Origin of the sequence: Streptococcus sp. UBA4344 (assembly GCF_002393675.1) — a bacterium.
Classification (GTDB): Bacteria; Bacillota; Bacilli; order Lactobacillales; family Streptococcaceae; genus Streptococcus; species Streptococcus vicugnae.
The window spans coordinates 54,446-65,765 of the sequence record NZ_DGTE01000040.1; the positions used below are offsets into that span (position 1 = coordinate 54,446).

The 11,320-nt window shown below is 37.2% G+C and carries 14 protein-coding genes; 5 read left to right on the forward strand and 9 right to left on the reverse strand.

What is annotated here, in order from left to right; genetic code table 11:
* Window positions 1-26: 26 nt before the first annotated feature.
* From B4D49_RS07700 to B4D49_RS07710, 3 genes are all read right to left on the reverse strand, one after another.
* On the reverse strand, window positions 27-746 hold the full coding sequence (locus tag B4D49_RS07700) for a MerR family transcriptional regulator (RefSeq protein WP_286784036.1): 720 nt from the start codon (window positions 744-746) through the stop codon (window positions 27-29).
* 103 nt (window positions 747-849) lie between these two features.
* Window positions 850-1,437, reverse strand: a complete 588-nt coding sequence (locus B4D49_RS07705) for a 3'-5' exonuclease (protein WP_132869254.1) — start codon at window positions 1,435-1,437, stop codon at window positions 850-852.
* Between the two features lie 74 nt (window positions 1,438-1,511).
* Window positions 1,512-2,054 carry a DUF536 domain-containing protein gene (locus tag B4D49_RS07710; RefSeq protein ID WP_132869253.1) on the reverse strand — a complete coding sequence of 181 codons (543 nt, stop codon included), beginning with the start codon at window positions 2,052-2,054 and terminating at the stop codon, window positions 1,512-1,514.
* 223 nt (window positions 2,055-2,277) lie between these two features.
* On the opposite strand from B4D49_RS07710, the gene B4D49_RS07715 reads away from it, so the two are divergent.
* Both B4D49_RS07715 and rpsN read left to right on the forward strand, forming a co-directional pair.
* The gene (locus tag B4D49_RS07715; RefSeq protein ID WP_286784037.1) at window positions 2,278-3,450 is read left to right on the forward strand and encodes an NAD(P)/FAD-dependent oxidoreductase; all 1,173 of its coding nucleotides are present in this window, start codon (window positions 2,278-2,280) and stop codon (window positions 3,448-3,450) included.
* A gap of 139 nt (window positions 3,451-3,589) precedes the next feature.
* Window positions 3,590-3,859 (forward strand): 30S ribosomal protein S14, encoded by a 270-nt coding sequence (gene rpsN / locus B4D49_RS07720; protein WP_286784038.1) that lies wholly within the window; start codon window positions 3,590-3,592, stop codon window positions 3,857-3,859.
* A gap of 57 nt (window positions 3,860-3,916) precedes the next feature.
* On the opposite strand, the gene B4D49_RS07725 is transcribed toward rpsN, so the two are convergent.
* Window positions 3,917-4,399: a GNAT family N-acetyltransferase gene (locus B4D49_RS07725; RefSeq protein WP_199543325.1), complete on the reverse strand. Its 483-nt coding sequence runs from the start codon at window positions 4,397-4,399 to the stop codon at window positions 3,917-3,919.
* A 108-nt stretch (window positions 4,400-4,507) separates the two neighbouring features.
* Between B4D49_RS07725 and B4D49_RS07730 the strand changes: the two genes are divergently transcribed.
* Window positions 4,508-4,909 carry a MarR family winged helix-turn-helix transcriptional regulator gene (locus tag B4D49_RS07730; RefSeq protein ID WP_286784039.1) on the forward strand — a complete coding sequence of 134 codons (402 nt, stop codon included), beginning with the start codon at window positions 4,508-4,510 and terminating at the stop codon, window positions 4,907-4,909.
* A 50-nt stretch (window positions 4,910-4,959) separates the two neighbouring features.
* Here the strand turns inward: B4D49_RS07730 and tsaD are convergent, their stop codons facing one another.
* The 3 genes from tsaD to tsaB are packed head-to-tail and all read right to left on the reverse strand — an operon-like array spanning window position 4,960 to window position 7,095.
* The gene (gene tsaD, locus B4D49_RS07735) at window positions 4,960-5,970 is read right to left on the reverse strand and encodes a tRNA (adenosine(37)-N6)-threonylcarbamoyltransferase complex transferase subunit TsaD (protein ID WP_199543340.1); all 1,011 of its coding nucleotides are present in this window, start codon (window positions 5,968-5,970) and stop codon (window positions 4,960-4,962) included.
* Between the two features lie 14 nt (window positions 5,971-5,984).
* Complete coding sequence (gene rimI / locus B4D49_RS07740; RefSeq protein WP_286784041.1) at window positions 5,985-6,401, reverse strand: ribosomal protein S18-alanine N-acetyltransferase; 417 nt, start codon at window positions 6,399-6,401, stop codon at window positions 5,985-5,987.
* A gap of 1 nt (window position 6,402) precedes the next feature.
* On the reverse strand, window positions 6,403-7,095 hold the full coding sequence (tsaB, locus tag B4D49_RS07745; RefSeq protein WP_199543356.1) for a tRNA (adenosine(37)-N6)-threonylcarbamoyltransferase complex dimerization subunit type 1 TsaB: 693 nt from the start codon (window positions 7,093-7,095) through the stop codon (window positions 6,403-6,405).
* 180 nt (window positions 7,096-7,275) lie between these two features.
* Between tsaB and B4D49_RS07750 the strand changes: the two genes are divergently transcribed.
* Window positions 7,276-7,506, forward strand: a complete 231-nt coding sequence (locus tag B4D49_RS07750; RefSeq protein ID WP_132868916.1) for a DNA-dependent RNA polymerase subunit epsilon — start codon at window positions 7,276-7,278, stop codon at window positions 7,504-7,506.
* 1 nt (window position 7,507) lies between these two features.
* Window positions 7,508-9,190, forward strand: coding sequence for a ribonuclease J1 (gene rnjA, locus B4D49_RS07755; protein ID WP_132868915.1), 1,683 nt, complete (start codon window positions 7,508-7,510; stop codon window positions 9,188-9,190).
* A gap of 96 nt (window positions 9,191-9,286) precedes the next feature.
* Here the strand turns inward: rnjA and B4D49_RS07760 are convergent, their stop codons facing one another.
* Both B4D49_RS07760 and B4D49_RS07765 read right to left on the reverse strand, forming a co-directional pair.
* The gene (locus B4D49_RS07760; RefSeq protein ID WP_199543367.1) at window positions 9,287-9,949 is read right to left on the reverse strand and encodes a CHAP domain-containing protein; all 663 of its coding nucleotides are present in this window, start codon (window positions 9,947-9,949) and stop codon (window positions 9,287-9,289) included.
* A gap of 181 nt (window positions 9,950-10,130) precedes the next feature.
* The coding region (locus B4D49_RS07765) for a glutamate synthase subunit beta (protein ID WP_286784040.1) at window positions 10,131-11,320 on the reverse strand (1,190 nt) is incomplete at its 5' end.

The following is an 11,320-nucleotide window of genomic DNA, read 5'->3' on the forward strand; positions in this document are numbered from 1 at the left end:
AAGCTCGAACCATTGGTTCGAGCTTTTTATTTACTTGCTACTTCTAAACAATATGATTTTTCATGACAATGTGGACAAGTGAGCTTTCTTGTCTTAGGTGTGTGCGCTGCAAAGAAAAATGTCTGAAAATTTGGTTGAAAGCAATGATGACAATTTGGGCAAACATAAGCTACATTTTGAGAGTATTTCCTAGCAAACCAGATGGCAAAGGGAACTATGATAATTTCAGCAAGCAGATAAATCCAAAAATTCCTTGCCACAAGTGCCCATACTATGCTTCCCACTTGAAGGATAATTAAAGGCAAAAAGATGAAAAACATCTTCCTATGGACCTTTTTCAAAGATAATTGATTTTTCATGGTAAGAGAAATGTCTGATAAAAATTCTAATGACTGGCCAGATTGACTTTTCACATTGTCAAGCAAGTTGACAGCGGTGTCAAGCCTCTCTTTCTTGTCAGCTAGTTCTTGCTTTATCTCACGAATATGCTCAGCAAGCAATAACTCTAAAACCTGCTTAGCATTATCTTCAACAAAGAGACGTTTAATCTGTTCAATTGAAAAATCCAAATCTCGCAAGAAACAAATCATTCGCAAACGTTCCAAATCACTCTCAGTGTAAATTCGACGACCACCTTCTGTCAATTGAGAAGGAACTAAAATACCACGTTTGTCATAATATTGCACTGTACGAACTGAAACACCAGCCAACTTTGCCAAATCACCGGTGCTATAAGTCTGAGACATTCCTTTCACCTCCTTTCTGCCCTCATTATAGGACATGACCTAAGGTCATAAGCAAGGGGTTACCCTAGATGATTTTTTATTTTTTTGAAAAATAGCAGAGCTATCAGCTAAAAAAGCCACCCAAAGCTGCAAAAGGATTATCGCCATGCTCTTCTTCTTGCTGATTCAGATAAGACTTGTTCTCATCAAATTCCATAAATTTTTCATAGACGAGTGCTGTCATTCGAGCATCTTCTAAAGAATTATGTCCATGTCCAGAGATGCCTAAAAAATCAGCAACGCTTGTCAACTTAAGATTTGCAATTCCATTCAAATCAGAACTACGACGTTCATAAGCTTCATCATACAAGTCAACCTTGTAAAGCTCTGTCAAGTCTAAATCATTCTCAGCTAAAAGTGGCAAGTCAGATTTCAAGGCATTATAACCAACTAGAGCTGTCTCTCCTACGAAATCTTTAAAATCTGCCAAGACTTTATCTAATTTTGGAGCATTTGCAATTTTTTCTGATGTAATCCCTGTTAAACCATTAATAAAAGATTGCAAAGGCACATCTGTGTAAACATAAGTGTCAAAGTTGTCAACTTCTTCACCATCTCGAAATTTTACAGCAGAAACTTGAATAATATGACTAATTTCAGCAACTGTATTAAATTCCAAGTCAAAAGCAATGTACTCAGATAGCTTTTCCATAATTTCTCCTTAATCACATAACTATTTCACTTTTACAAAATAAGCTGGAACTTTCGTCCCAGCCTCCGACTTCCTTATTTTTTACCAAAAAGACGTGCAAACAATCCTTTCGGAGCAGCTTCTTCTTCCTGTTCTTGAATTGCTTCTTCAGTTTTTGTTTGAATCTCTTCAAATTCAGCTTTAGCCTCATTAAGTTCAAGTTGAAGACGTTTACTATCTTCCATAGCAGCAAGCGTCAACTGTTGTTGTTGATCTAATTGCTTGTCTTTTTCACCAATTTGAACATCTTTAACACGAAGTTGCTCATCTTTTGAAGCCAATTGTTTATCTTTGGCTTTTAGTTGTTCATACAGACGAGTGATTTCTGTATTTTTTTCATCAACTAGAATTTCCAAAAGTTCACGTTGTTTTGTTTCTTCATCAATTGGATCATCTTCAAAGATAGTTTTTTTATAAATTTCTTCAAGTTTAATCAAGCCGCTACGATTAACTACCGTAACACCCTTTTCATTTTTATCAACATCTTCTTCCGGCAGATTCTTAACACGATTATTAACCGCTTGACGGCTAACACCCAGAATCTCAGCCAATTCACTAACTGTTTTCTCGATTGCCATAATATCCTCTTTTACATTGAAATTACTTATGAAAAGGATAACACATGAACTAATGATTGTCAATTTTTAACCAGTTAATTGACTGCTTCAAGCCTGAATTGATAGGCTTTTTTTCGCAATCGTGTCAACTTTCTGTCATTTTCTGTAAACTTACTTCCTTATTTCAAAAAAATCTACTGTCATTTGACTACGGGATAGAAACATTTTATGCTACAATGATTATATGAAACAATACGATACAATTATCATCGGTGGTGGACCTGCCGGTATGATGGCTGCCATTTCTAGCAGCTATTATGGTTACAAAACACTACTTATTGAAAAAAATAGAAGACTCGGAAAGAAACTAGCTGGTACTGGTGGCGGACGCTGTAATGTCACAAATAATGGTACTATCGATGACCTCATGGAAGGCATTCCGGGCAATGGGCGTTTTCTATACAGTGTCTTTTCACAATTTGACAACCATGATATCATGCGATTCTTTGAAGAAAATGGTGTTGCTTTAAAAGTTGAAGACCATGGGCGCGTCTTCCCAAAAACTGATAAATCAAAAACAATCATTGATGCCCTCACTCATAAAATCAGTGAACTCGGTGGTACAGTCTTAACAAATACTGAAGTTGTTTCTGTAAAGAAAATCGATGAGCTTTTCCACATTAAGTCAGCTTCAGATGAATTTGTTTGTGGAAAACTTATTGTCACAACTGGTGGTAAAGCTTATCCATCCACAGGATCTACTGGATTTGGTTACGAGATTGCTCGTCACTTTAAATTAAATCTAACTGAACTTGAAGCAGCTGAAAGTCCTTTATTAACAGATTTTCCACATAAAGAACTTCAAGGGATTTCACTTGATGATGTTAGCCTATCTTATGGAAAACATCATATCACACACGATTTACTCTTTACTCACTTTGGACTATCTGGACCCGCTGCTCTTCGCATGTCTAGCTTTATCAAAGGTGGAGAAACCATTAAACTGGATGTTATCCCAAAAATGTCCACAGAAGAACTTCATTCATTTCTAGTGGAACATCGTGAAAAATCTCTTAAGAATACACTCAAAATGCTTGTTCCTGAGCGCTTAGCAAGCTTTTTCGCTCAGCCATTTCCCGAAAAAGTCAAACAATTGACACCAAATCAGGAACAAGAACTTGTGGCTAAACTGAAAGCTATGCCAATCAAAGTCACTGGCAAAATGTCACTAGCTAAGTCCTTTGTAACCAAAGGGGGCGTCGACTTGAAAGAAATCAATCCTAAAACTCTTGAAAGTAAACAAGTCCCAGGCCTACATTTTGCAGGTGAGGTTCTTGATATTAACGCCCATACTGGTGGTTTTAACATCACCGTTGCTCTATGTACAGGCTGGGTTGCTGGAAGTTTACATTATTAATAAACTAAAAAGAGATCCTATTTTGGGTTTCTTTTTACTTTTTTTAAAAATATTTAACTAGTTAAGTTTTTTCTCTTGATTCTCTTTTTAAAAGTGCTATAATTATTTTTGTTAACCAGTTAACTAAAAAGGAGATATTATGGCTAAAAAATCAAAAATCGCTAGATATAATAAACAATTAAAACTCATCGAGCAATATGCTGACTTACGTCGTGAATTAAAAGCTAAGGGCGATTACGAAGCCCTTCGTAAATTGCCACGCGACTCAAATCCAAATCGTTTGAAAAACCGCGACCGCATCGACGGACGTCCACATGCTTACATGCGCAAATTTGGTATGAGTCGTATCAATTTCCGCATTCTTGCTCACGAAGGTAAAATCCCAGGGGTTACAAAAGCCAGCTGGTAATATAATATATAGAAAAATAAGTTTTTATCACTGAAAAAGCAGACTTTGTCTGCTTTTTTAGTTGAGAAAATAACTATAATAGCGATTATCCACAGATAATTTTGGAAAATCCACAGGTAAATCTGTAGAGTCAATTTCCTGAAATCCTGATTTTTGATAAAAATACTGAGCAGCTTCAAAATCTGATGTTGTTCCAAGAAATATCGCCTTTTTACTATTTTCATAACAATAAGTAATAAATTCTTCTAATAACTTTTTCCCTAAACCTAATTTTCGATAAGGTTTTGCAACAAACATTTTCTTTAAAGCAACATTTCCTTCTGCAAGAGCAACTAACCCAAGGCACCCTATTACCTTTTCACCTTTATCATCTACAGCTACCCAAAATTGTCCACCACTCTTTTGATAGGAACTTTCAATGTTTAATAAATCTGGTTGATCAGATAGCGTGATTGGAAGTAGAAATTCATTTTGTTGAATATCTAAAATCATCTCTTTTACTGACTGATTAAATTTTGGCTCAAAAATTCTGATTTCCATAAACTCTCCCCTTTTATTTAATTGTATTTGCAATAATATTTCTCATATTATAGCACATTTTATTGTAAATGCAATATTTTTTTGATAAAATTTATTCGAGGAGATAAGATGTTTAAAATCATTCGTACTATTGGTGCCATTACGCGTACTATTCAAATAGATTCTAACAATCACTTTAAAGAATTTGGCTTAAATAATAACCTTTATATCTATATCATTCGTATCTGTGAACAACCTGGTATGTTTTTAGGGGAATTAGCTGATAATGTCCAAATTGATCGCACAACAGCCTTTAGAACCATCAAAAAACTTGTTAAGCTTGGCTATTTTGAATTAAAGAAAGATTCTGTTAATCAAAAAATCAAGCGTGTTTACCCAACAGAAAAAGCCATGGACATTTATCCACAACTTCATGAATATGAACAGCAACAATCTGATTTGCTATTATCAAACTTATCCACAGATGAAGTGGCTCAGCTCGAAAAACTCATATCAAAATTAAACTACTAAACCTGGTAATAAGTCAAAAGCCCCTGAAATTTTCAGGAGCTTATTTATATTTAATCCAATGTATCAAAGGCAAGACTTGGTTTAGCATTTAAATCAAGTCCAGCAAAATGTCCTTTATCATATTCGATAGCTGCAGCTAGTGAGACCATCCCAGCATTGTCACCACATAGGCGAAGTGGTGGAATAACAACTTCTGCTTCAGTAATCTCATCAGCTAGTCGCCCACGTAATCCTTGGTTAGCAGCTACACCACCTGCCACCACAAGTGTTTTGACAGGATATTTCTCTAAAGCTTTTTTCGTTTTAGCCATTAAAACATCTAAAACTGCCGCTTGGAATGAGGCTGATAAATCTTCATTTGAAAGAGTTTCACCCTTTTGAGCTGCATTATGATGCAAATTAATAAAGGCAGACTTCAAACCTGAGAATGAAAATTCTAGATTATCTTCTTTAATCATAGCACGTGGGAAATCATAAATATCTTTTCCTTTATGAGCCAACTGATCAATTTCACGTCCCGCTGGATAAGTCAATCCCATAACACGCCCTACTTTATCATAAGCCTCACCAACAGCGTCATCACGTGTTTCACCAACAATTTTATAGTTTCCAGGCTCAGACACATAAACAAGCTCTGTATGCCCACCAGAAACCAACAAAGCCATTAATGGATATTGAAGTTCTTTAACTTCACGCGCAGCCATCAAGTGCCCTGCCATGTGATTTACTGGAATCAGTGGCAAATTATTAGCCCATGCAAAAGCTTTTGCAGCAGCCATACCAACTAAAATAGCACCGACCAATCCTGGACCATAAGTCACAGCAACAGCATCTAAATCACTAACTTCAATTCCAGCTGCATCTAAAGCATCCTTGAAACAAGTTGTAATCACTTCAACATGGTGACGACTTGCTACTTCAGGCACTACGCCGCCAAAGCGTTTGTGACTTTCGATTTGACTAGCGATGACATTACTTAAAATCTCACTGTCATTTTTTAAAACCGCAATACTTGTCTCATCACAAGAACTCTCCACGGCTAAAATATATCTATCTTTCATCAATTTATTACCTCTTATTTACCTTCGCGCTTCATGATAATCGCATCTTCTACTGGTTCGTGATAATATTGCTTACGTTTGGCAATAATTTCAAAACCAAATTTCTTATATAGTGCCTGTGCAGAAGCATTTGATGCTCTGACTTCTAAGAAAATGGGAAAATCAACATGATCAAGATTAGCCAGTAATTGGCTACCTAATCCATGTCCCTGATAAGCTTTTTTAATGGCAATATTTGTAATCTCAAGCTCCCCAACTAACTGCTGAATCGCTAAAAAACCGACTACTTGCCCATCTTTTTCCACAAAAAAGTAATCAACATTCTCTTGTTGCATGTCTGATAAAATCTGATTTTCAGTCCAAGGAGATACTGGATACACATCTGAAAGTATCTCATAAACAGCTGCAACACATGCTTGTAAATCTTTCATGTTAGATACGATTGACATAGTTTGCACTTGGGTTTTCTTTGTGTGTCTTAAGCCAATTTTCCTCTGCTTCAACACGTTTTAAATAATTAGGAACAAAACTATCTACTTCGACAGGTTCTAAATTTTGACCGTATTTTCCGATAGCATAAGCAGATGGTAACACTGTAATAGCCTTAGCCTGTGGTAAACTTTCAGCAATTTGATCGTGGAAGTTAGCAACTTCTCCTACAAACATAACTGCCTCCTCATTCTTAACCACGTCTAGAACATCAGCAAAATTCATGTGTTGATCTTCTTTAACAGATTGACCATTTTTATAAAAGCCAGCGTAAACATTGTTACGACGGGCATCAATGACAGGGACAACTAATCCCTCAAAATCAGCTGCTGCAGCAAGTGCATAAAGGCTTGAGACACCGACTAATTCAATATCTAGGGTGTAGGCTAGCGTTTTAGCTGTCGCAACTGCCACACGAAGACCGGTATATGAACCAGGTCCTTGAGCAACTGAAATTCTATCCAAATCAGCTGGTTTTAAGTCTACAGCTTTCATCAAAAAATCAATCGCAGGCATCAAATTAATGCTGTGATTTTTCTTAATATTGACCGTTACATCGGCTAGTAAATTATCACCATCTAAGATGGCAACAGACAAAGCCTTACTTGAAGTATCAAAGGCTAAAACTTTCATCATTTAAATTCCCTCACTTGATTATACTTCTTATTTTATGATATAATTTTAATAATTGCAACGAATCAAGGTTAAATCAATTACTCGGAAAAATTTAATAATGACTGGTCAAGTAGATACAAGCTAGTTGACGTGTTTAGTGTAGTTTGATTAACCACAGGTATATAAAGAAAGGAAAAAACTATGATTTACAAAGTTTTTTATCAAGAAACAAAAGAACGTAACCCACGCCGCGAACAAACTAAAGCACTTTATTTAGAAATTGACGCAGCAAACGAACTCGAAGGACGTATCAAAACTCGTGAACTTGTTGAAGAAAAAACAGCTTACAATGTAGAGTTTATTGAACTTCTTTCAGATAAACACCTAGCCTACGAAAAAGAAACAGGTGCCTTTAAATTAACGGAGTTATAATATGTCACAAATCAATTTAAAACCCGAAGAAGTTGGGGTTTATGCGATTGGTGGTCTCGGAGAAATTGGTAAAAACACTTACGGTATTGAATATCAAGATGAAATTATTATCGTAGATGCAGGTATCAAATTCCCAGAAGACGATTTGCTCGGTATTGACTACGTTATTCCAGACTATTCATATATCGTTGACAATATCGATCGTATTAAAGGCCTTGTGATTACTCACGGGCACGAAGACCACATTGGTGGGATTCCTTTCCTTTTGAAGCAAGCTAATATTCCAATTTACGCTGGACCACTTGCTCTTTCACTCATCAAAGGAAAATTGGAAGAACACGGGCTTTTACGTGACGCTAAACTTTACGAAATCAACGCAAACACAGAGTTAACGTTTAAGAATCTTAGTGTTACATTCTTCCGTACTACCCACTCAATTCCAGAACCTCTAGGAATCGTTATCCACACACCACAAGGTAAAATTGTCTGCACAGGGGATTTCAAATTTGACTGGACACCAGTTGGTGAACCAGCTGATATCCACCGCATGGCTGCACTTGGTGAGGATGGCGTCCTATGTTTGCTATCTGATTCTACTAACGCAGAAATTCCAACCTTTACAAACTCAGAAAAAGTTGTTGGACAATCTATTATGAAGATTATTGAAGGCATCCATGGACGTATTATCTTTGCGTCATTTGCCTCAAACATCTTCCGTCTCCAACAAGCTGCCGAAGCAGCTGTTAAAACTGGACGTAAAATCGTAGTCTTCGGACGTTCAATGGAAAAAGCCATTGTAAACGGTATTGAACTTGGTTATATCAAAGTTCCAAAAGGAACATTTATCGAACCAAGCGAAATCAAAGACTACCACGCTAGTGAAATCTTGATTATGTGTACAGGTAGCCAAGGTGAATCAATGGCTGCGCTAGCACGTATTGCTAATGGTACACACCGTCAAGTTACACTACAACCTGGCGATACTGTCATCTTCTCTTCTAGCCCAATTCCTGGTAATACAACAAGTGTTAACAAACTTATCAACACTATCCAAGAAGCTGGTGTAGAAGTTATCCACGGAAAAGTTAACAATATCCACACATCTGGTCACGGTGGACAACAAGAGCAAAAACTTATGCTCCGCTTGATGAAACCAAAATACTTCATGCCAGTTCACGGTGAATACCGTATGCTTAAAATCCACGCTGGTTTAGCGATGGACACAGGTGTGCCAAAAGACAATATCTTCATCATGGAAAACGGTGATGTGCTAGCTCTTACAGCTAACTCAGCTCGTCGTGCTGGACACTTTAACGCCCAGGATATCTATGTTGATGGTAATGGTATCGGAGATATCGGTGCTGCCGTACTTCGTGACCGCCGTGATTTATCTGAAGACGGAGTTGTTCTTGCCGTTGCTACTGTTGACTTTGATAGCCAAATGATTTTGGCAGGTCCAGACATTCTTAGTCGTGGATTTATCTACATGCGAGAATCTGGTGACCTTATTCGAGAAAGTCAACGTGTTCTCTTCAATGCTATCCGCATTGCTTTGAAAAACAAAGATGCAAGTATCCAATCTGTTAACGGTGCTATCGTTAACGCGCTTCGTCCATTCCTATACGAAAAAACTGAACGTGAACCAATCATTATTCCAATGATTCTTACACCAGATGATAAATAATCAAAAAGCTAGTTGATCACATCAACTAGCTTTTTATCAACAACTTATCCACAGAAATAAAAGAGCCTGGAATTTTTCCAGACTTATTCTATCTTGTTAATAACTTTCTGGATAGATATAGCTGACTGTTCCAGCAGTGTTACTCTTTGTTGGATCAAACCAGCCACGATAATTATCAATCCATTGTTTATTGCCATAATTAGATTCTAAAACTTGAATTTGCCCACTAGCATTGACTGCTGTAACGTAGGCCACATGCCCGTAACTATCAGGATCTGTCCAACAAATAATAGCTCCTACTTCAGCTTGTGTCCCAACCACATAGCCTTGTGAAGCTGCATTAGCTGCCCAATCGCCAGCATTTCCCCACCAATTACTTGCCCAAGTTGCAACTTGTTTTACACCCCAGGTACATTGCCCAACTGGGTAAGTATTAGTTGGAACTTCTGACTTTGACACTGGCGAATCAACCTGACTAGACTCCGAATTTCTACTTGATGTTAACAAATTCGTCACAAATGGATCAATAGGGGTTTTATCAGGTATCTGCAAAACTTGTCCTGGGACAATAGTGTCATAAATTGACATACCATTCAAAGCAGCCAAATCATAGACACTAAGTCCATACATTTGTGCTACACTGTAAAATGAATCACCGCTTTGCAAAGTATAGGCATCTGCCTTAGCGTTTACTTGTGAAAACAACAAAGCTCCTGAAAGAGTAGCTGTTGCTAACGCTATTTTTGTTTTGTAATTCATAAAAATCTTCCTCCCTTTATGAATACTAGTATAGCAAGCTAATATTACAAATAACATAAAGGATTGTAAGCGTTATATTTCATGATACATCATTTCGTAAAATAAAAGTCATAAAAAAACTGCCCTAAAGGCAGTTTTTTATGATTGAAAACAAGAATGTGTTAAACGCTTAATAAATTAATTATTGAGCAACCATGATGCGGAGACCTTGGTCGATTTTTTCTGCAGCCTTACGTCCTTCACGGATTCCCCAAATAACAAGACTTGGACCACGACGAGCGTCACCAGCAACAAAGACACGATCATTATTAGTTGAATAATCATCGTAAACACTTTGAACTCCAAATTGTTCAAAAAGTGATTTTTCAGCACCAGTGAATCCCATTGCTAGCAAGACAAGGTCTGCTTTAATAGTTTCTTCAGTACCTTCGATTGGTTTGAATCCAGGTCCAACTTTGATAGTCTTAGCAGCAATAACTTGACCACGATCAGCACCAATAAATTCAGTTGTTGATGTCGCATAAGTTGTCAATTCAGTATCTTGAACATAGTTAGCTTCTTCTTGTCCATAACCAACACGTTTAATCATTGGGTATTGTGGCCAAGGATTTGTTGGCAAACGTTTTTCGGGTGGCTCTGGAGTGATTTCAAGCTGTTTAACGCTTGCTGCACCTAAACGAACAGCTGTACCGATACAGTCATTACCAGTATCACCACCACCAATGACAAGAACGTGTTTACCTTCAAGGATTGGACCAAGTTTTTTATTATCAGATGCAAGAACATTTTTAGTTGTTTCAGTCAAGAAATCAACCGCAAAACGCACACCTGATAAATGACGACCTGGGACATCCAAATCACGAGGAACACTTGCACCAGTCGCAAGAACAACACGATCATATTGTTTCAACAATTCATCAGCTGTAATATCACGTCCAACTTCTGTATTGGCAACAAATGTGATACCAAGTTTTTCCATAAGATCAATACGACGTTGAACAATTTCTTTATCCAACTTCATATTTGGAATACCGTACATCAAAAGTCCACCAACATGATCTTCACGTTCAAAAACAGTAACATTGTGTCCACGGCGATTTAAAAGATCTGCAACAGCAAGACCTGCAGGACCAGAACCTACAACCGCAATTTTTTTTCCACTTCTTACTTTTGGAATCTGAGGCTTCATGTATCCTGATTCAAAAGCCTTTTCAATTATATAAAGTTCATTGTCATGAATTGAAACAGGATCTTTAATATCTTTTCCGTCGCTGTAATCCTTTTCCATGGAAACACAGTTACATGCTTTTTCACAAAGCGCAGGACAAACGCGGCCTGTGAACTCAGGGAAACTTGAAGTCTTCAAAAGTC